Origin of the sequence: Microvirga sp. Mcv34 (assembly GCF_024519725.1) — a bacterium.
GTDB lineage: Bacteria > Pseudomonadota > Alphaproteobacteria > Rhizobiales > Beijerinckiaceae > Microvirga.
The window spans coordinates 27,712-45,231 of record NZ_JALJRK010000030.1 but is presented as its reverse complement, the minus strand read 5'-3'; the positions used below and the strand labels follow the sequence as shown (position 1 = coordinate 45,231).

23 protein-coding genes are annotated in these 17,520 nt (G+C 65.8%); 15 read left to right on the top strand and 8 right to left on the bottom strand.

The annotated features are described in order from the left end of the window. Positions 1-4: 4 nt before the first annotated feature. Positions 5-946, bottom strand: a complete 942-nt coding sequence (locus tag OC446_RS16705) for a GGDEF domain-containing protein (protein WP_262030151.1) — start codon at positions 944-946, stop codon at positions 5-7. 250 nt (positions 947-1,196) lie between these two features. Between OC446_RS16705 and OC446_RS16700 the strand changes: the two genes are divergently transcribed. The 6 genes from OC446_RS16700 (at position 1,197) to OC446_RS16675 (ending at position 4,669) form a co-directional block, all read left to right on the top strand. Then, on the top strand, positions 1,197-1,412 hold the full coding sequence (locus tag OC446_RS16700; RefSeq protein WP_262030150.1) for a DUF6894 family protein: 216 nt from the start codon (positions 1,197-1,199) through the stop codon (positions 1,410-1,412). Further along, positions 1,396-2,421 (top strand): sensor histidine kinase, encoded by a 1,026-nt coding sequence (locus OC446_RS16695; protein WP_262030149.1) that lies wholly within the window; start codon positions 1,396-1,398, stop codon positions 2,419-2,421. Before OC446_RS16700 ends, OC446_RS16695 begins: the two co-directional genes overlap by 17 nt. 215 nt (positions 2,422-2,636) lie before the next feature. Next, entirely contained in the window at positions 2,637-2,777 is a 141-nt protein-coding gene (locus tag OC446_RS16690; protein WP_262030148.1) for a hypothetical protein, read from the top strand. A 416-nt stretch (positions 2,778-3,193) separates the two neighbouring features. Next, complete coding sequence (locus OC446_RS16685; protein WP_262030147.1) at positions 3,194-3,700, top strand: cytochrome b; 507 nt, start codon at positions 3,194-3,196, stop codon at positions 3,698-3,700. Between the two features lie 251 nt (positions 3,701-3,951). Then, positions 3,952-4,200 carry a DUF6455 family protein gene (locus OC446_RS16680; protein ID WP_262030146.1) on the top strand — a complete coding sequence of 83 codons (249 nt, stop codon included), beginning with the start codon at positions 3,952-3,954 and terminating at the stop codon, positions 4,198-4,200. 31 nt (positions 4,201-4,231) lie between these two features. Then, positions 4,232-4,669 carry a hypothetical protein gene (locus OC446_RS16675; RefSeq protein WP_262030145.1) on the top strand — a complete coding sequence of 146 codons (438 nt, stop codon included), beginning with the start codon at positions 4,232-4,234 and terminating at the stop codon, positions 4,667-4,669. Here the strand turns inward: OC446_RS16675 and OC446_RS16670 are convergent. The 6 genes from OC446_RS16670 to OC446_RS16645 all read right to left on the bottom strand — a co-directional run bounded on the left by OC446_RS16670 (position 4,653) and on the right by OC446_RS16645 (position 8,669). Then, complete coding sequence (locus OC446_RS16670) at positions 4,653-5,033, bottom strand: response regulator transcription factor (RefSeq protein WP_262030144.1); 381 nt, start codon at positions 5,031-5,033, stop codon at positions 4,653-4,655. The two genes, OC446_RS16675 and OC446_RS16670, sit on opposite strands and share 17 nt — an antisense overlap. A 111-nt stretch (positions 5,034-5,144) precedes the next feature. After that, positions 5,145-5,762: a response regulator FixJ gene (fixJ, locus tag OC446_RS16665; protein WP_262030143.1), complete on the bottom strand. Its 618-nt coding sequence runs from the start codon at positions 5,760-5,762 to the stop codon at positions 5,145-5,147. Then, entirely contained in the window at positions 5,752-7,293 is a 1,542-nt protein-coding gene (locus tag OC446_RS16660) for a PAS domain S-box protein (protein WP_262030142.1), read from the bottom strand. Before OC446_RS16660 ends, fixJ begins: the two co-directional genes overlap by 11 nt. A 78-nt stretch (positions 7,294-7,371) precedes the next feature. Beyond that, positions 7,372-7,878 carry a Fur family transcriptional regulator Irr gene (irr, locus tag OC446_RS16655; RefSeq protein ID WP_262030141.1) on the bottom strand — a complete coding sequence of 169 codons (507 nt, stop codon included), beginning with the start codon at positions 7,876-7,878 and terminating at the stop codon, positions 7,372-7,374. After that, entirely contained in the window at positions 7,871-8,362 is a 492-nt protein-coding gene (gene bfr / locus OC446_RS16650) for a bacterioferritin (RefSeq protein ID WP_262030140.1), read from the bottom strand. Before bfr ends, irr begins: the two co-directional genes overlap by 8 nt. Before the next feature lie 19 nt (positions 8,363-8,381). Next, the gene (locus OC446_RS16645) at positions 8,382-8,669 is read right to left on the bottom strand and encodes a bacterioferritin-associated ferredoxin (protein WP_262030139.1); all 288 of its coding nucleotides are present in this window, start codon (positions 8,667-8,669) and stop codon (positions 8,382-8,384) included. Positions 8,670-9,355: 686 nt separating this feature from the next. On the opposite strand from OC446_RS16645, the gene OC446_RS16640 reads away from it, so the two are divergent. The 9 genes from OC446_RS16640 (at position 9,356) to glp (ending at position 16,552) form a co-directional block, all read left to right on the top strand. Beyond that, positions 9,356-10,099 (top strand): Crp/Fnr family transcriptional regulator, encoded by a 744-nt coding sequence (locus OC446_RS16640; protein ID WP_262030138.1) that lies wholly within the window; start codon positions 9,356-9,358, stop codon positions 10,097-10,099. A gap of 304 nt (positions 10,100-10,403) precedes the next feature. After that, positions 10,404-10,568 carry a periplasmic nitrate reductase, NapE protein gene (locus OC446_RS16635; protein WP_262030137.1) on the top strand — a complete coding sequence of 55 codons (165 nt, stop codon included), beginning with the start codon at positions 10,404-10,406 and terminating at the stop codon, positions 10,566-10,568. Positions 10,569-10,573: 5 nt separating this feature from the next. Next, positions 10,574-10,870, top strand: a complete 297-nt coding sequence (locus OC446_RS16630) for a 4Fe-4S binding protein (RefSeq protein ID WP_262030136.1) — start codon at positions 10,574-10,576, stop codon at positions 10,868-10,870. Then, a complete protein-coding gene (locus tag OC446_RS16625) occupies positions 10,867-11,124 on the top strand; it encodes a chaperone NapD (protein WP_262030135.1) in 258 nt (85 codons plus the stop codon). The genes OC446_RS16630 and OC446_RS16625 overlap by 4 nt, the downstream gene beginning before the upstream one ends. Before the next feature lie 3 nt (positions 11,125-11,127). Continuing rightward, positions 11,128-13,647 carry a periplasmic nitrate reductase subunit alpha gene (gene napA, locus OC446_RS16620; RefSeq protein WP_262030134.1) on the top strand — a complete coding sequence of 840 codons (2,520 nt, stop codon included), beginning with the start codon at positions 11,128-11,130 and terminating at the stop codon, positions 13,645-13,647. Continuing rightward, complete coding sequence (locus OC446_RS16615) at positions 13,644-14,117, top strand: nitrate reductase cytochrome c-type subunit (RefSeq protein ID WP_262030133.1); 474 nt, start codon at positions 13,644-13,646, stop codon at positions 14,115-14,117. Before napA ends, OC446_RS16615 begins: the two co-directional genes overlap by 4 nt. Then, complete coding sequence (locus OC446_RS16610) at positions 14,117-14,734, top strand: NapC/NirT family cytochrome c (RefSeq protein ID WP_262030132.1); 618 nt, start codon at positions 14,117-14,119, stop codon at positions 14,732-14,734. Before OC446_RS16615 ends, OC446_RS16610 begins: the two co-directional genes overlap by 1 nt. A 4-nt stretch (positions 14,735-14,738) precedes the next feature. Then, positions 14,739-15,287, top strand: a complete 549-nt coding sequence (locus OC446_RS16605) for a DUF4142 domain-containing protein (RefSeq protein WP_262030131.1) — start codon at positions 14,739-14,741, stop codon at positions 15,285-15,287. Further along, positions 15,284-16,552, top strand: coding sequence for a gephyrin-like molybdotransferase Glp (glp, locus tag OC446_RS16600; RefSeq protein ID WP_262030130.1), 1,269 nt, complete (start codon positions 15,284-15,286; stop codon positions 16,550-16,552). Before OC446_RS16605 ends, glp begins: the two co-directional genes overlap by 4 nt. 224 nt (positions 16,553-16,776) lie before the next feature. Here glp and trhA read toward each other — a convergent pair whose 3' ends face one another. After that, positions 16,777-17,424, bottom strand: coding sequence for a PAQR family membrane homeostasis protein TrhA (gene trhA / locus OC446_RS16595; protein WP_262030129.1), 648 nt, complete (start codon positions 17,422-17,424; stop codon positions 16,777-16,779). Positions 17,425-17,520 lie beyond the last annotated feature (96 nt).

Here is a 17,520-nt window from a genome sequence, read left to right as displayed (position 1 = left end):
CACGTCAGGCGATCCTGCCGGCCAGCTCCGTCTCGCGCGTCAGGGTCGTGACCCGGTCGCGCCCCGCCGCTTTGGCGAGATAAAGGGCCTGGTCCGCCCGGTGCACAATCGCCTCGGCGCTGTCCGAGGCGGATGCAGTGGTGAGCCCCGCGCTGGCCGTGTAGACGATGCTCGACCGGCCGCTGCCGAGCGGCAGGGGCGGGATGTCCGCGCAGAGCGTGTGAAGCAGTCCTTCCGCCCCGCCCATGTCTATGCCGGGCAGGAGCAGCATGAACTCCTCACCGCCAATGCGACCGAAATGTCCGGCCGTCCCGAGGCGGTGCCGCACCAGGTCGGCGAAGTGCTTCAGCACCGCGTCCCCCGCCGGATGGCCGAAACGGTCGTTGATGCCCTTGAACCGGTCGATGTCGACCAACGCCAGGCAGAACGGCTGCGTCGCCATGCCGGCCAGGGCATGGTCCAGCAGGCCAAACATCTGCCGCCGGTTGGCCAGCCCGGTGAGCTGGTCGGTTTCAGCCGCTTGGCGCAGGGTCTTCTCGTTGTGCTTGAGGGGGGTGATGTTCGTGCCCACGATGAGGATCCAGCCGTTCGGCAGGACAGTCTGGTTCATGAAGAACCATCGTCCGTCCATGAGGTCCGTCTCGAACGCCTGGTGTGGGCCGATCTTGCGCCGGCGGGTGTAGAGGTCGGCGATGAAGGCCTCGACGTCACCGGACTTGATCACGGTGCCGGTCCGGTGCTCGAAACCGTAGCGCAGCAGCTCCGACAGGGTGAACGAGCCCTCCTGGCCGCCGAGAAAGATCTCGCGGTAGGTGGCATTGGCGTAGTGCAGCTGGTCCTGCTCATCGAAAAGCCCGACCGCCTGCTGGCTGTCCGCCCAGCCCTGTAGCAGCGGAGCCAGCCAGTTGTCCTGCCGTGAAGGCGCGAAGCTATCGTCAAGTCCCATGGGCAACTCGGGCGGGGTTCCAAATCTGGTCAACGGGGCATTCCGAACCGGGGCCTGAATGCTGCCCACGCCGCATGTTCCGCCACGGCCCGCTCCCGTCAAGCTGTGGATGTTCCGTAGTGGAGCCCACGGAGGTCGGTAGGTAACCTGATGGGATTTGATTGGCTTGCCCCATCGAACAAGGGACCGTGGCTGGAAGTTGTAGCCTGCAATCGCCTGCCGCCCCGCCTCCTGACCGATGGGGACGCCCATGCCCCGCTACTATTTCCACCTGCGCTCCAAGGACAGGTTCGTCTGGGACAAGGAGGGAGTGGATCTGCCAGATCCGATGACCGCCCAGGGCGCGGCCGACAAGGTCGCGGCGGAACTGCATGGCGTTCTCCTTCACGAAACCAAGACATGTTGCTGCTGGACCGTAGCGGTTGCCGACGAGAGCGATCAACTCATCCATGTCACCGCGCTCTGAGAGGATGGACGACGCTCGGACCAGCAACGCCCTCAGGGCCGAGCTGGCCGACCTGCGCGCCTTGTTTCAACAGGCCCCAGGCTACATGGCCGTCCTGCGGGGACCGGAGCATGTCTTCGCCCTGGTGAACGACGCCTTCCGGCGCACGGTCGGCGACCGTGATCTCATCGGCCAGCCGGTGCGCAAGGCGATGCCGGAGCTGGCCGGCCAGGGTTTCTTCGAACTGCTCGACGAGGTGCATGCCACGGGCAGGCCCTTCGTGGGCCACCAGATGCCGATGACGTTGCAGCGCCATCCGGAGGAGCCTGTCGAGCAGATCTTCCTAGACTTCGTCTACCAGCCCATCATCGGTGCCGACGGCCAAATCTCCGGCATCTTCGTCGAAGGCAGCGACGTCACGGACCGGGTTCGTGCGGCAGAATACCAGCAGTTGCTGCTCAACGAGCTCAACCACCGGGTCAAGAACACGCTGGCCACTGTGCAGTCCATCGTGTCGCAGACCCTGCGCAACGCGCCCACCCCGCCCGAGGCGCGGGCCGTGATCGAACAGCGCATGATCGCGCTGTCTCGCGCCCATGACGTACTGACCCGGGAGAAATGGGAGGGGGCGGAGCTGCGCGTGATCGTCGAGCAGGCGCTGGCGCCGTTCCGCGAGCCGGAGCATGATCGCTTTCACGTGCGGGGACCAGGGCTCAGGCTGTCGCCGCGGATGGCGCTCGACCTGGCGCTGGCGCTGCATGAGCTGGCGACCAACGCCGTCAAGTACGGTGCGCTGTCGAGTGCCTCCGGCAGGATTGATCTCGTGTGGACGGCGGACCGGCAATGCACGCCGCCCCGTCTCAAGCTGCGTTGGACGGAGAAGGACGGTCCACCGGTTGAGCCGCCCGGCCGGCGCGGCTTCGGCACGCGGCTGATCGAGCGCAGCCTCGCGCAGGACATGGGCGGGCAAGCCCGGATCGAGTTCGCCCGCACCGGCGTCGTCTGCACGGTGGATGCACCGGTCGCGTAGATTTCCCGGAAACCGGGCTCTCCTAAGCCAGGTTAAAGGCGGCTGCATTTCGAGGTTCAGACGCTCACATGCGGCCTGGAAGTTAATCTGGTTTATGGCGACACCCCGAAAATGCCTGAAGACTGGCTCCGGGCGGAACGGGGTTGCACTATGCCGCGCTACTTCTTTCACCACCGCATCGGCGACCGGATGATGTGGGACCCGGGGGCTGTGAGTTGCCGGATCTCGGACCCGCGCCTGACCCGGACGGGGCCGCCACGCTGTGGACGGACATCCTGGCAGATCGCGTTCAGCCGGACCGCATCCTGGTGATCACCGACGAGGTCGGCCAGGTGCTGTTCGTCACGATGAGATGATTTCTTTTTCCTGACAGGAGAGATCCGATGATGAGGCTGCCGATCTGCGGGTTTGCACGGCGGGTGGAGGACACCGTGGGCCGGGCCATGGCCATTCTCAACACGCGACCTGATTACACGGCCGGACCACAGGCAATCCGACTGTCCATTCCAGCTTCAAAGTCCAGGAGGTCGGATGATTGGCGAGAACAGTGACGGTAGGTCGCCGAGGCCGTTCCTGGACGGTCGTCAGCGAGATTATTGAGCCGAAACGTCTTCTGACGGTACGGTGGGTCGGCCTTGGCTGTGTTTCTGTCCCGGAGGGCAAGCGAACCTCTACACTGCCGCGTGTAAAACCAGCCCGGTCCAACATTACCCGGAATTCACTTACAGCCCCGCCTGACGCTGTTTATGTTTCACGGTCAGGAGGATCTCCTATGCCGCGATATCCCAAGATCATGATTGCCTTCCACTGGGCGTCCGCTGTGCTCGTGCTGGCGGCCTGGCTCACTTCACACGGAGGCCCGTCCGTCCGGGCCAACCCGCCCCTGCTCCATTTCTCTCTTGGCTTCGCGGTGCTTGCCCTGATTATCCCGCGCCTCATCATCCGCCTGATGGGTGGTGCGCCGCGCGTCGAGGACCCTCAGGGGCCATGGCTCAACTTGGCTGCCAAGATCGGCCACACCGTCTTGTATGTGTTTCTCATCGGCCTGCCCCTGACCGGGTGGTATGCCGCCTCCCGCCTCGGGGTGCCGATCTCGTTCTTCGGCCTCGGCCTTCCCACCATTGCCGCGCCGGTGCAGGGGGCTCCCGGGCTTCTCGCGGAGGTGCATGAGACCGGCGGAACCATCATCCTCTGGCTTGCCGGCCTGCATGCGCTGATCGCGCTGTGGCACCAGTTCGTCCTGCGCGACGGCACCTTGCGCCGGATGAGCCCCGTTTAAGGCCGGTCACGTCCGTGATGCGCAAGGCGGAACCGGGCCTCAGAGGTTCACGGTCCGGAGCCGGATGGGCCGCCGCCAGCCTGTCCCTCGGATAGGCTGAGTGGGAGGGCCGATTGTCGCCGCTCCTTGCTCCGGAACAAAGAGCCTTGTCGCAAGGTAGGGCATCCTCTGGTCACGCATTCAACCTGGAGGCTTGGTCCATGGGGTCGGGAGCGCCTGGAAGATCGACGCCGCGCAAGCGGGGGTGGCCAATGACCCGATGGGTCGAGCGGCAGTCCAGCCTGTTCGGACGGATGATGGAGCGGGTCGGGGCGGATCCCGGCCCCACGGCCCGGGAGCGGTTCGAGGGTGGCTTCGCGGCCGCGTGCCGCCGCTGCCTGGCGTGCCCGAGCTCGACCGATTGCGAACGCTGGCTGGAGGCCGGGGGCGCCGATGCCGCGCCGCCCTTCTGCGCCAACGCGGCTTTCCTCAACCACGTACGGACCTTCGGCGCGGGCTGAGCCGCCGGACAGCCCGAACGGGAGCGCAAAAATGGCCGGGCATCCTGCCGGCGAACGGGGGCTCCGCGGTACCGCCACCGTGGCGATCCTATTTGGTCTTGTCACCATCCTCTCCAGCGGCAGGGCCCTGTTCGGCCAGCCACCCGCAGGGGCTGGGGCGGTCGTGCCCATCGTGCCCTGGTTCAACATCGCGGCGGGCCTTGCCTCCGTTCTCGCCGGGGCCGGCCTGCTGGCGCGGGAGCCGTGGGCGGTTTGGCTGGCCAGCCTGATGGCCCTTGCCACGACGGCGGTGTTCGGCACTCTTGGCGTCCACATCGCCCAGGGCGGGGCCTGTGACGTCCGCTCCATTGGGGCAATGATGCTGTGGACCGTGGCTTGGCAGACAGTCACCGTCGTGGCTTGGCGGAGCGCCCTGACCGACCGGCCGGAGTTCCCATCCGGCCACCGGGGCGTCAGACGGCAGCCGTGAGCGCGTCGCGGATCCTGTCAAGCAGCGAGCTGTCCTCCAGGGGCTTTTCCAGCACTTGGCGGAAGCCGGAGCGAAGGGCTCGCTCCCGCAGGGCCGGGGAGCTCCTCGCCGTGATCAGCAGGGCCGGCAGGGTGACAAGCAGCTGCCGCAGACGCTCGACCAGAGTGATCCCGTCCATCCCAGGCATGGTGTAATCCACCACCAAGCATCTGGTCGGCGGCAGGTCGGGGTCGGCCAGAAGCTGCTCGCCGCTCTCGTAGAGGTGCACCTCCAGCCCCTCCAGCTCCAGGGCGAACTTCAGCGACCGCCGCACGGCGTCGTCGTCCTCAATGACGAGAATGATGGATCCTGGGGTCTTCGGCATGGTGGGCTTCCTGCAGCTTTGTCCTTGGGCATACCCCGCCTTGCGACATCCGGGATTGATCTCCCTCAACGGGCCCACCGGGATGCACTCAGGAAAAGTCCTTTGGGGCGCTCATCCCGCCGGCGCGGCGCCCACGAGCAGGGCCATGCGCACGAGCTCGGACAGGCTGCCGGCCTGCATCTTGCTCATCACATTGGCCCGGTAGATCTCCACGGTCCGGGGGCTGATGCCGAGGTCGTGGGCGATCACCTTGTTGGCCTTGCCGGCCACCAAGCCGTCCAGCACCTGCCCCTCGCGCTCGGAGAGACCCTCCAGGCGGTCCTTCACCTCGCGCACCTGGGCATCGCGTTCCAAGTTCTGCTCCCGCGCCACAAGGGCCGAGCGGACGGCGGCCAGGAAGAGGTCGTCATCGAACGGCTTCTCGATGAAGTCGACCGCGCCTTCCTTCATCGCCTCGACCGCCATGGCCACATCGGCATGGCCCGTCATCACGATCACTGGAACGGCGAAGCCTTGCACCCTCAGGCGGCGCAGGAACGCGATGCCGTCCATCCCGGGCATGCGCACGTCCGTCACGATGCAGCCGGACGGGGCCGCCACGGTTTCCAGGAAGGCGGCGGCGGATTCGTGCAAGCGCACGGGCAGGCCCTCCGAGGCGAGCAGGAACGACAGCGACTGCCGCACCGCCAGGTCATCGTCAACCACATGCACGATCTGCTCATTCGCCATCCGCCATCTCCTCCTGTTCCACTGCGCGCAGGCCGAACCGGAATGTTGTCCCGCGGCCCGGCTCCGATTCGACCGTGATCTTGCCGCCGTGCGCCTCGACGATGGTGCGGCAGATGGAGAGCCCGACCCCCATGCCCTGCCGCTTGGTGGTCACGAACGGCTGGAACAGCCGACTGGCGACTTCCGGCGCGATCCCGGTGCCGGTGTCGCGGACACTCACCTCGACGAAGCCGTCGCCCGGTTTTGCCTTGGTTGCGACGGCGAGCTCCCGGCGCTCCGAGCCCTCCATGGCCTCAATGGCATTGCGGATCAGATTCAGCAGGACCTGCTGGATCTGGATGCGGTCGGCGAGCACAAGGGGTGCATCCGGATGCAGCTGGAAGGACACCCGCACACCTTTCTCCTTGGCGCCGATCAGCGCCAGGGCACTGGCCTCCTCGATGAGCTTGGGCAGGCTTTCGATGTGGCGCTCGCTCTCGCCGCGGGCCACGAACTCGCGCAGGTGCCGGATCACTTGGCCCGCCCGCAGGGCCTGGTCGGCCGCCTCGTTGATGGCGTCCCGCAGCATCGGCACCTGGTTGCCGTCCATGCGCTGCAGGATCCGGCGGCAGCCCTTCAGGTAGTTGGCGATGGCCGTGAGCGGTTGGTTGATCTCGTGCGCCAGGGTGGAGGCCATCTCGCCCAGAGCGGTGAAACGCGACATGTGCACGAGTTCGGATTGCAGCTCCTGCAGGCGTGTTTCCGTCTGCTGCCTTTCAGTCAGGTCCCGGATGAAGCCCGTGAAATAGCGCACGCCCCCGGAGCGCATCTCGCCGACGGCCAGCTCCATCGGAAAGGTCGAGCCGTCCTTGCGCCGGCCTACGACGACGCGCCCGATGCCGATGATCCGGCGCTGCCCTGTCGAAAGATACCGGTGCATGTAGGCGTCGTGCTGGGTGCGATAGGGCTCCGGCATCAGGACGTTGACGTTCCGCCCGATGACCTCGTCCGGCTCGTAGCCGAACTGGCGCACGGCCGTGGCGCTGAAGGACTGGACCACGGCCTGCTCGTCGATGACCACCATGGCGTCCGGCACGGTCTCCAGGATCGAGCGCAGGTGCGCCTCCCTGGACCGAAGCGCTTCCTCCGCCGCGACCCGCTCCGTGATGTCCCGCACCACCCTGGCATAGCCCACCACCGTGCCGGCCTCGTCCCGCAGCGGGGTCACCGTGACATGGGCGACATAGCGCGAGCCGTCCTTGCGCAGGCGCAGGCCCTCCTCGCGGTAGCGGCCCGTCTCCCGGGCGAGGGCGAGCACCCTAGCGGGCTTGCCGTCCGCCACCTCCTCCGGCAGGAACAACATCGAGAAATGCCGCCCCAGGACCTCGTCGTCGCGCCAGCCGCTGATCTGCTCGGCCCCGGCGTTCCAGCCTGTGATGCGCCCGTCCGGGTCGAGGACAACGAGGGCGATGTCGCCGATGGCATCGATCAGGAGGTCGGGGGGTACCGGGGGCGCAAACCGACGCCCGCCGTCTCCGGCAGTGTGCTGCAAGACTGGCTCCAGGGGTTGTGGCAATAGCCGTCATATAGGTCGGCTGTCGGTCCTTCCTACCTGCCGAGGCCCCCGGCGTCACTCGGTCGATGGTGGCATCCCGGCCGCCGCGGCGGCCGAGGAGCCATCCGCACGCCGGCGGAGCCGCACGATCACATCAACCCGCGCGATCTCATAGCCTTCGGGCGCCGCGGGCAATTCGGCCACAGGCATTGGGCCGCCCGGCACATCCACCAGCTCCTCTTCCCCTTCCACCAGGAAGTGATGGTGTTCCGTCAGGTCGGTGTCGAAGTAGGTCTTGCGGCCCTCGGCCGCGATCTGCCGCGCGAGCCCCGCATCCGTGAACTGCCTCAGGGTGTTGTAGGCCGTTGCGAGGGAGACCGGCACCCGCGCCCTCTGGGCCTCCTCGAACAGTCTGTCGGCCGTCACATGACGGTCACCCCTGCCGAACAGCAGCCATCCGAGGCAGATGCGCTGCCGGGTTGGGCGCAGGCCCGCCTTGCGGAGCCTGTCCCGCACTAGCGACACTGGGCAGCCAGGGCGGGTTTGCCCCACGCTGCGAAGGTCGGGTCCGACCTCAGCCATGGCCTTCATCCTTTCCAAGCCTCCCGACGTGCTTCTGCGCGTAAAGCTCGGGGCCGACCTGCTCGATCAGGGTGAGCTGGATCTCCAGGAAGTCGATGTGGCCTTCCTCGTCAGCCATCAACTCCTCGAACATGTCTTTGGAAACGCGGTCCCCAATCGAGACGCAGTATGCCGCCTCCTGGTCCAGTCTGCGCGCGCCGTACTCGACCGCGGGATCGTTCTCCAGGATCTCGCGCACGCCCTGGTCGACCCGCAATGCGTTCAGCTCTTGCATGTTGGTGGCGCCCTCCGGGAAGGTGATGCGCTCATTGAGGCGGTCGGCGCGCTCCCGCTCCTCGGCGGACTCCTCGCGCCATTTCCCGGCCAACTCGTTGTAGCCCCAGTCGGCCAAGGTACGGGGGTGCTGCCAGAACCGGTTGACCGCCGTCAGTTCATATCGAAGACCCTGGTTCAGGTAATCGATCACCCTGGCGTCGCCCTTCATGGCCCGTTCTCCTCAGCCCTCAGCCTTTGAGGCTGGCGCGCCGCCGCCATCTCTCAAGCTTCGGTGGCTCGTTGGAGTTGGCCTGCCGGGTCAGCGGACAATCCGTTGCGCAGTCGGCCGTGCAGGCATGCTTGCGGGCCAGCTCCTGATCCATGATCGAGCGGATTGTGGTGGCGCAGCGCCCGCACTGGGCGTCGCAGCCGAGATTCCGGTAGACCTGCGCCGGGGTGCGCGGGCAGTCTGAGCCTGGATTGAGGCAGGAGCGCACCTCGCCGTCCGAGAAGACGTTGCATGAGCACACGATCATTAGAACACCGCAGTTTAGAATTATTTTAAAAACAAACGCCATCAATAACTTAGATCGGTCCGTCTCCTCTTGACCACTCCGGGAAATACCGGAGTGGTCGGCGCTGCTGCGGTCCTGCATGACAGAGTGTGTGCCTCAGCCAGAGCGCCCGGGCTAACCTTGATGCGGAAACCCGAGATGCGTCCCGCTCAACCGCGGGCACGTTGCGTTAGGACAAAGAGCGTGTCGCGCCAGCTGCTAATCGGCGAGACATAGCTGGGGGGCGCAGCTGTGCCGGCCGGAGGGCCTCGCCCATGCCATGAGGCAGGACCTCCGACCCTCCATGATACCGCGCCAAGGTCTTTCGATACCGGCAAGCCCGCAGCATTTTCGTTGCCGCCAAGATCCAAGAAGTCGGGATCTGGTGGCCCACTGCGATTTTCTGTCTTGGTGCATCGGGGCGCTGAAAGGCTGACCCGTTGTCGAGCGTCTATCCCATCCCGGGACGCCGCGGCCGCCCGGAATCCTCTTTGCACAGCAACCGATTTCTCCGCTTCGGCCGAATGCCCTGCAGGCTGATCATGGAAATGCGCTTGGCGGACACCCCAGTCCTTGTGCTGGATCAATGTGGCGAATCCCACGGGGGGATAGCTTGCCGTCCCTGTGGCCAGGCCTCATAGGCAACTGGCCCTTCCTTGGCGGACGTGATGACGATTGAAATAAACAAAGGGGCGTGCATCGACTTGTTCCGGAGCCTCACCGATGACCTGACCGCCGAGCTGATACGGCAAGCCCAGACGCGCACGATTTCTCCTGGCGCCCTGATCTTCGGTGCTGGCTCATCGGGTCGTGTTGTGCACGTGCTCACTTCAGGTTGCGTCAAGATGGTACGGACCACTGTCCGAGGTGAGCGGGTGATCACCCGCTATGTCAAACCGGGCGAGGCCTTCGGAATGTCCGCCGTGTTTGATGAACCCTACCGTGCCGACGCCGTGGCCGTGACAAGCTGCATCGGTCTACAATGGCCGTCCAACCTGATCAGGGATACCATTCTCAGGCAGCCCGCCGCGGCACTCGACGCGATGCGCAGCCTCGACGCTCGCCTCGGCGAAATGGAAGCGCGGATGCTGGGCCTTTCCAGCGGCCGCGTCGAGCAGCGCATCGCCCATGCGCTTGCCGAACTGGCTGACAAGTTTGGACGTCCCGGCCCAAACGGCATCGAAATCTTGATCCCCATCAGGCATCAGGATCTTGCCGACTTGGCAGGCACGACGCTGCACACCGTCAGCCGGACGCTTGGGACGTGGGAGACCCAGCGCCAAATCAGGCGCGGCCGGTGTCGCATCGTCATCACAAACCTGGCCGGATTGCTGGGGCTTGCCAGGGCATCGACGTCATCGGATCCCCGCCCCCGTCGTGGCCACCGTCGAGCGGGGCGCCGTTCGGGCTAAAACAGGCCCATGATGACGCCTGCTTTGCACTCCAACGGGAGTATCCATCCCAAGCGGAAAGCTGCTACGCCCCGCCTTCGACCCGTTGCGGAAAGCGTGAGTGAAGGAAGGCAGGTACCCTGGTCCATAGTTGATCTAGCGCAAAGACAGGGTGCCATTGTTCTGATACGATTCGCATCGGGAAAGAAACGCCAACAAGAATTCAAGCTGTGAGTGGTCTTGCGAAGTATAGGGACACACGGGAACTTCCTGCCTAGATGTCTTGTTAAGCAACGGCTGCTGACAGTGATCTGAATGGGGCACAATGCAGACAGGAACATTTGAATCCGGCAAGAAAAGGCGTGAGGCGGTCACTTTCCTCATTCTTGCAGTGTTGATCTGGCCCTTCATCGCCGTCGGCGTCGTCGCGGGCTGGGGCTTCATCGTCTGGATGTATTACCTGTTCACCGGGCCGCCTGGTCCGGTTTAGGGGCGATGATGTCGGAAGCCCCGATCCCCACCCGTCGCAACTTCCTGCTCGGCCGGTTTGCCGCCGCCGATCCTGCCACCCAGCCTTCCACCGCCGTCATTGCTCCAACCTGTCTTGCCTTCCATGGCGTCGCCTGCATGAGCTGTCGGGATGCCTGTCCGACCGGCGCCGTTCGCTTCGCGCTAGCCGTCGGTGGCGCGCGCCCCTGGATCGAGGCGGATGCCTGCACCGGCTGCCGCGAGTGCGTTCCGGCGTGCCCCGTCGATGCCATCCACCTCCCTGCTGCGGAGGCGACCATATGAGCCGTGAATGCCACATCTCCAGCTTGGTGGTTCACAGCCGCCCCGACCGGGTCCAGGCGATCTCGGAGCGCATCGGCCTGATCGAAGGCGCCGCCGTTCACGGCGGCGCCGAGGCCGGCAAACTGATTGTTACGCTCGAAACTGACACCGAGAGCCAAGTCGTCGAGCGCATCAACGCCATCCAACTTCTCGACGGCGTCCTCGCCGCGACCCTCGTCTTCCACCACTTCGAGCCTGTCCAAGAGCGGGAGTAACCCATGGACCTCACGCGCCGCACCCTTCTCAAGACCCAGGCCGCCGCGGCGGCGGCCGCCGCCGCGAACGTGACGCTCCCGGCAAGCGCACAGAACATCCTGACCGGCGAGGATCTCCAGCTGCAATGGTCAAAGGCGCCCTGCCGCTTCTGCGGCACCGGCTGCGGCGTGATGGTGGCGGTCAAGGATGGCAAGGTCGTCGCCACCCACGGCGACATGCAGGCCGAGGTCAACCGCGGCCTCAACTGCGTGAAGGGCTACTTCCTGTCCAAGATCATGTACGGCTCGGACCGGCTCACGCAGCCGCTCATGCGCATGAAGAACGGCCAGTTCGCGAAGGATGGCGAGTTCCAGCCGGTCTCCTGGGACCAAGCCTTCGACGAGATGGCCAAGCATTGGAAGCGCGTGCTGAAGGAGAAGGGACCGGAGGCCGTGGGCATGTTCGGCTCGGGCCAATGGACCATCTGGGAGGGCTATGTCGCCTCCAAGCTGATGCGCGCCGGCTTCCGCACCAACAACCTCGATCCCAACGCCCGCCACTGCATGGCCTCGGCGGCCGTGACCTTCATCCGCACCTTCGGCATGGACGAGCCGATGGGCTGCTACGACGATTTCGAGCACGCCGATGCCTTCGTGCTCTGGGGCTCGAACATGGCCGAGATGCACCCGATCCTGTGGACCCGGGTCACCGACCGTCGCCTCAGCCATCCGCATGTGAGGATCATGACGCTCTCGACCTACGAGCACCGGACCACCGACCTGTCCGACATGGCCTTGATCTTCAAACCGAACTCTGACCTCGCGATCATGAACTACATCGCGAACTACATCATCCAGACCGGGGCGGTGAACAGGGAGTTCGTCGAGAAGCACTGCAACTTCCGGCTGGCGAACACCGACATTGGCTATGGTCTGCGACCCGACAACGTTCTGGAGCAGCGCGCGCAGCACGCCAATGATGCCCAGGTCTCGAACGCCTCAAGCTTCGAGGACTACGCGAAGCTGATGAGCCAGTACACGGTCGAGAAGGCCTCGGAGCTCTCGGGCGTCCCCAAGGAACGGCTGGAGGCCCTCGCCAAGCTCTATGCCGATCCGAAGACCAAGGTGATGTCGCTCTGGACCATGGGGTTCAACCAGCACGTTCGCGGCGTCTGGGCCAACCACATGGTCTACAACCTGCACCTGCTCACCGGAAAGATCTCCGAGCCCGGCAATTCGCCCTTCTCGCTCACCGGGCAGCCATCCGCCTGTGGCACAGCGCGCGAGGTCGGCACCTTCAGCCATCGCCTGCCCGCCGATATGCAGGTCAACAATCCCGAGCACCGCAAGCATGCCGAGGAGATCTGGAAGCTGCCGCATGGGCTATTGCCGGAGAAGGTCGGCTATCACGCGGTGCAGCAGGACCGCATGCTCAAGGACGGCAAGCTCAACGCCTACTGGATCATGTGCAACAACAACCTCCAGACGGCGCCCAACACCAACAACGAGACCTATCCCGGCTACCGCAACCCGGCGAACTTCGTCGTGGTCTCGGATGCCTATCCGACTGTGACTGCCATGGCGGCCGACCTCATCCTGCCGGCGGCGATGTGGGTGGAGAAGGAGGGCGCCTACGGCAACGCGGAGCGGCGCACCCATTTCTGGCACCAGCTCGTCAACGCCCCCGGCGACGCCCGCTCCGATCTCTGGCAGCTCATGGAGTTCTCGAAGCGCTTTACGACAGACGAGGTCTGGCCGGCGCAGATCCTGGATGCCCATCCGGAGTACAAAGGCAAAACCCTCTTCGATGTGCTTTATGCCAACGGCGAGGTGAACAAGTTCCCCCTGTCCGAGATCGACCCGGCCTACGAGAACCGCGAGGCGAAGGCCTTCGGCTTCTACGTCCAGAAAGGCCTATTCGAGGAATACGCCAGCTTCGGCCGCGGGCACGGGCACGATCTGGCGCCGTTCGACACCTACCACCAGGTGCGCGGGCTGCGCTGGCCGGTGGTGAACGGGCAGGAAACGCGCTGGCGCTACCGGGAGGGCTACGACCCCTATGTCGAGAAGGGCAGCGGGGTGCAGTTCTATGGCAACCCCGACAAGAAGGCCAATATCATGGGGGCCCCCTATGAGCCGCCCGCCGAGTCCCCGGATGCCGAGTACGATCTCTGGCTTGTGACGGGACGCGTGCTGGAGCATTGGCATTCCGGTTCCATGACCATGCGCGTGCCCGAACTCTACAAGGCGTTCTCGGGCGCGGTGCTGTTCATGCATCCGGACGATGCCGCCAAGCGCCACCTGCGGCGTGGGCAGGAGGTGCGGATCGTCTCCCGGCGCGGCGAAATCCGCAGCCGGGTCGAGACCCGCGGTCGCAACAAGGTGCCACCCGGACTCGTCTTCGTGCCGTTCTTCGACGCGAGCCAGCTGATCAACAAGGTCACGCTCGACGCGACCGACCCAATCTCGAAGCAGACCGATTTCAAGAAATGCGCGGTCAAGGTCGTCGCGGCCGCCACCGCCGACGCGGGAGATGTGCAATGAGGCGCAGCGTTTTCCTGATCCTGGCGGGTCTCGGGCCCTGTCTGGCGGCTGGGACGATCCTTGCGCAGGATGCGCCACGTCTGCGCGGCCCCCAGCCGTTCACGAGGGAAACGCCGGCGCCGCCGATGCAGCGGCAGGTGACCGACGACGTGCGCGTGCGCCGCAACTATCCCGACCAGCCTCCGGTGATCCCGCATTCCATCGAAGGCTATGCGATGGACCTGAATGCCAACAAGTGCATGTCCTGCCACGCGCGCAAGTTCACGGACCAGAGCCAGGCTCCGATGATCAGCGTGACGCACTACCAGGACCGGGAGGGGAACACCCTCGGCGGCCTGGCGCCGCGGCGCTACGTGTGCGTCTCCTGCCACGTGCCGCAGACGACCGCAAAGCCCCTGGTGGACAATGTCTTCACCGACATGGACGCCCTTGCCGAGCCGGAGCGTCAGCCTGAACGGGGGCGGCACTGATGGCAGCGGGGATCTCACGCGCATGGGGCTGGTTCCGTGGCAACCCGTGGGTCAGGACGGCCCTGAGCCCGCCGGGCTATCTCAGCCTAGCTTTCCTCACGCTTGGCGGCTTCGTCGCCGGCGTCATTTTCTGGGGCGGCTTCAACACCGCGCTGGAGGTCACCAACACCGAGAAGTTCTGCACCGGCTGCCATGAGATGCAGGCCAACGTGTTCGAGGAGCTCAAGGGCACCGTCCACTTCACGAACCGCTCCGGCGTGCGGGCAACGTGCCCCGACTGCCATGTCCCGCACAACTGGACGAACAAGATCGCCCGCAAGATGCAGGCTTCGAAGGAAGTCTGGGGGCACATTTTCGGCTCCATCGACACGCGGGACAAGTTCCTGGCCATGCGCAAGCACCTGGCCGAGCGGGAGTGGGAGCGGATGAAGGCCAACGACTCACTCGAATGCCGCAACTGCCACAGCTCGGAGTCGATGGACCTGACGAAGCAGAACCCGCGCGCCGCGTCGGCGCACGAGCGCTTCCTGTTCTCAGGAGAGAGAACCTGCATCGACTGCCACAAGGGCATCGCGCACAAGCTGCCCGACATGTCGGGCGTTCCGGGATGGCAGTAAGCACATGAACGTTTTCAGATCTCTCATGCTGGCGCTCGTGCTCGGAGCTGCGCTCTCCGGAGCAATCCCATCCGTCTCGGCGCAGGGGCAGGGGGCATCCGGCCCTACCGCCCAGCCCCGTCCCATCGAGCCGGACGAGTTCCTCCGTTTGGCCTACAGTTCGGCCACGCTCCAGGGACAGATCGCCAAGATCGCCGCCAGCCGGGACACACGGCCGGAGGTCAAAGGATACGCCGCCGCCGCCGCCGATTTCCGCACGAGCCTATTGCAGCGGATCGAGGCCTTTGCGCGGGAGCGGAATATGCCACTTCCATCCGTCAAGGAGTTCGAGCACCAGGTGATCATCGAGAACCTGGAGCCGCTCGATTATCTCGCCCTGAGCCGACGGTACGCGGAGGTGCAGATGCAGGCCCTGGAGCAGGAGATCGGCATCTACCAAGCCGCCAACCGGGCGCCCAACCAAGAGGTCAAGGCCTTCGCTTCCCAGATTCTCCCTGACCTGGAGCGGCAACAGGCCGAAGCCCGCAAGATGTATGAGGCTGTCAAGCCTTGAGCCAACCGGCTATCCTTTCCGTGGAGCGCGCCTCCTGCGACGCGTCGGACGGCCTCGTCTCGCTTGAGGAGGCCCGGTCCCGGGCAGCGGCTTGGGCGGTTCCAGTCGAGGAGCATGAGGAGGTGGTCCTGGATCAGGCAGTGGGCCGGATCCTAGCCCAGGCTGTCGCCGCCGACCTGCCGCTTCCGCCCTTCGACCAGTCGGCCATGGATGGCTACGCCCTGGCTGCCGGAGATGGCCTGCCCGCCGGCTCGGTCCTCACGGTGATCGGACGCGCGGCGGCCGGCGACGGTGCCCGTACCCTTCCCCCGGGCTCTGCCTTGCGCATCCTCACAGGGGCGATGGTCCCGCGGGGCGCCGATGCAGTCGTCATGCAGGAGAATGTGACCCGTGCCGATGGCAGGATCGCCCTGTCCCGCATGGTGAGGCCCGGGGACAACATCCGGCGCCGCGGCGAGGACGTCCAAGCCGGTGAGACGCTTCTGGCCGAAGGAACTCGGATCGACGCGCGGCATGTGGCCCTCCTAGCGGCCCAGGGGCACGGCACGGTCTGCGTTCGTCGGAGGATCCGGGTCGCGGTGCTCTCGACAGGCAACGAGCTGCGGTCCCAAGGGGAGACGCTCGCCGATACCTCGCTGTTCGACTCCAACCGACCGATGGTTCTCGCGCTCGCCCGTCAGGCCGGAGCCGCGGTGGTCGATGGCGGGATCGTTCCGGACGATCCGCGGCTCATGGCGGAAGCCTTTCGGGACCTTGCCACCCGGTGCGACCTGATCGTCAGCACCGGCGGCGTCTCCGTCGGCGACGAGGATCATTCCCTGGCGGCCCTCGCCAAGGCCGGAGGCATGGGCGAGTCCCTCAGGATTGCGCTCAAGCCCGGCAAGCCGGCGGCCATTGGCAGGATCGGCCACGCCGCGTACCTGGGGCTCCCCGGCAACCCGGTCGCCGCCCTGGTTTCCTGGCTGCTGCTCGGCGGAGCCGTGCTTGCCGCCCTAAATGGTCGTCCAGCACGGCCCTTGGCCGGCATGCGGCTTCCCTTGACGCATACGTTCGAGCGCCGCCCCGGACGCACCGAGTTTGCGCCAGCCCGGCTTGTCCAGACCAGCGGAGGCCTGGCGGCCGAAATCCTCGGACGCGGGGGATCGGCGCGCCTGAAGCCGCTTGCGGCGGCCGATGGTCTTGTGTGCATTGATGCGCTCCATGCCCCGGTGCGGGCGGGTGAGCCGGTCATGTTCCATCCCTTCCGGGACGGATTTGCGATCTGAGCTCTGCGGGGGCTGGCGGTGGCCGAAGGCACGATCCCCAGCCGGCGTTTCACCGTGTCCGGTGCAGAGCAGCCGAGCCCGGGCGGAACGCGCCCACGCCCATGTGGCCGACAATCCTTTCACTGAGGCATTCCGCCTGAAACATAGCTGTCGTCCACCCCGGCGATCCCGCCGGAGCGTCTTGTCCACGTGGCGGAGGCTGACCGGATTCGCGCCGCTGGAGATCACCCCGGAGCCAGCACCATGCAGTCCAGCACAGCCCCATAATGGCAGGCTGCCGCGATCAGGACGAAGGCGTGCCAGATCGCATTCTGGAAGCGCAGGCTCTCCCACAAGTGGAAGACCACGCCCGCCGTGTAGAGGACGCCGCCGGCGGCCAGGAGCCACAGCGTCGAGCCGGCCAGGGCGCCGAGCACGGCCTCGTACGCCATGACGCCGCTCCAGCCGAGGAGCAGGTAGAGCAGGATCGCAAGCCGATCAAACCGGCCGGGCAAGCACAGCTTCAGAGCCATCCCGGCCAATGAGCCTATCCAAACGCTGACCAGCAGGACGACGGACGAGACCTCGTTCCTCATCTGAATGATGAACGGCGTGTAGGTGCCGGCGATCAGGAGGAAGATGGCCGAGTGGTCGAACCGCCGCAGGACCCATTTGACCGGGGACACCGGCCATAGGTTGTAGAGGGCGGAGATCACGAGCACGGCCACAAGCCCGACGCCATAGATCGCCACCGAGGTCAGCTCCCAGGGGCCGACCGTTGGCGCGGCGAGTGCCAGCAGGACGATCACGGCGACGAGCCCGCCGACAACCCCCAGGGCATGGACAACGCCGTCCGCCAGGATCTCGTGCCTATCGTAGTTCCAGTTGATCATTGTTCCCCCTGCGCACGGTGATGCCGAGGCCGCTGGCGGTCCAAGGCGCCGCGGAGCCTGCGGCACAGGTCGGGCGTCCATCAGCGGTCCCGGGCG

What these genes read in the sequence shown, in the direction of transcription:
- OC446_RS16695 (WP_262030149.1), top strand. Translation starts at nt 1,396, where the DNA reads ATGTCACCGCGCTCTGAGAGGATGGACGACGCTCGGACCAGCAACGCC.
- OC446_RS16605 (WP_262030131.1), top strand. Translation starts at nt 14,739, where the DNA reads ATGAACGTTTTCAGATCTCTCATGCTGGCGCTCGTGCTCGGAGCTGCG.
- OC446_RS16700 (WP_262030150.1), top strand. Translation starts at nt 1,197, where the DNA reads ATGCCCCGCTACTATTTCCACCTGCGCTCCAAGGACAGGTTCGTCTGG.
- OC446_RS16615 (WP_262030133.1), top strand. Translation starts at nt 13,644, where the DNA reads ATGAGGCGCAGCGTTTTCCTGATCCTGGCGGGTCTCGGGCCCTGTCTG.
- OC446_RS16610 (WP_262030132.1), top strand. Translation starts at nt 14,117, where the DNA reads ATGGCAGCGGGGATCTCACGCGCATGGGGCTGGTTCCGTGGCAACCCG.
- OC446_RS16640 (WP_262030138.1), top strand. Translation starts at nt 9,356, where the DNA reads ATGACGATTGAAATAAACAAAGGGGCGTGCATCGACTTGTTCCGGAGC.
- OC446_RS16675 (WP_262030145.1), top strand. Translation starts at nt 4,232, where the DNA reads ATGGCCGGGCATCCTGCCGGCGAACGGGGGCTCCGCGGTACCGCCACC.
- OC446_RS16625 (WP_262030135.1), top strand. Translation starts at nt 10,867, where the DNA reads ATGAGCCGTGAATGCCACATCTCCAGCTTGGTGGTTCACAGCCGCCCC.
- OC446_RS16670 (WP_262030144.1), bottom strand. Translation starts at nt 5,033, where the DNA reads ATGCCGAAGACCCCAGGATCCATCATTCTCGTCATTGAGGACGACGAC.
- OC446_RS16680 (WP_262030146.1), top strand. Translation starts at nt 3,952, where the DNA reads ATGACCCGATGGGTCGAGCGGCAGTCCAGCCTGTTCGGACGGATGATG.
- OC446_RS16630 (WP_262030136.1), top strand. Translation starts at nt 10,574, where the DNA reads ATGATGTCGGAAGCCCCGATCCCCACCCGTCGCAACTTCCTGCTCGGC.
- OC446_RS16645 (WP_262030139.1), bottom strand. Translation starts at nt 8,669, where the DNA reads ATGATCGTGTGCTCATGCAACGTCTTCTCGGACGGCGAGGTGCGCTCC.
- OC446_RS16705 (WP_262030151.1), bottom strand. Translation starts at nt 946, where the DNA reads ATGGGACTTGACGATAGCTTCGCGCCTTCACGGCAGGACAACTGGCTG.
- trhA (WP_262030129.1), bottom strand. Translation starts at nt 17,424, where the DNA reads ATGATCAACTGGAACTACGATAGGCACGAGATCCTGGCGGACGGCGTT.
- OC446_RS16635 (WP_262030137.1), top strand. Translation starts at nt 10,404, where the DNA reads ATGCAGACAGGAACATTTGAATCCGGCAAGAAAAGGCGTGAGGCGGTC.
- napA (WP_262030134.1), top strand. Translation starts at nt 11,128, where the DNA reads ATGGACCTCACGCGCCGCACCCTTCTCAAGACCCAGGCCGCCGCGGCG.
- OC446_RS16685 (WP_262030147.1), top strand. Translation starts at nt 3,194, where the DNA reads ATGCCGCGATATCCCAAGATCATGATTGCCTTCCACTGGGCGTCCGCT.
- fixJ (WP_262030143.1), bottom strand. Translation starts at nt 5,762, where the DNA reads ATGGCGAATGAGCAGATCGTGCATGTGGTTGACGATGACCTGGCGGTG.
- bfr (WP_262030140.1), bottom strand. Translation starts at nt 8,362, where the DNA reads ATGAAGGGCGACGCCAGGGTGATCGATTACCTGAACCAGGGTCTTCGA.
- irr (WP_262030141.1), bottom strand. Translation starts at nt 7,878, where the DNA reads ATGGCTGAGGTCGGACCCGACCTTCGCAGCGTGGGGCAAACCCGCCCT.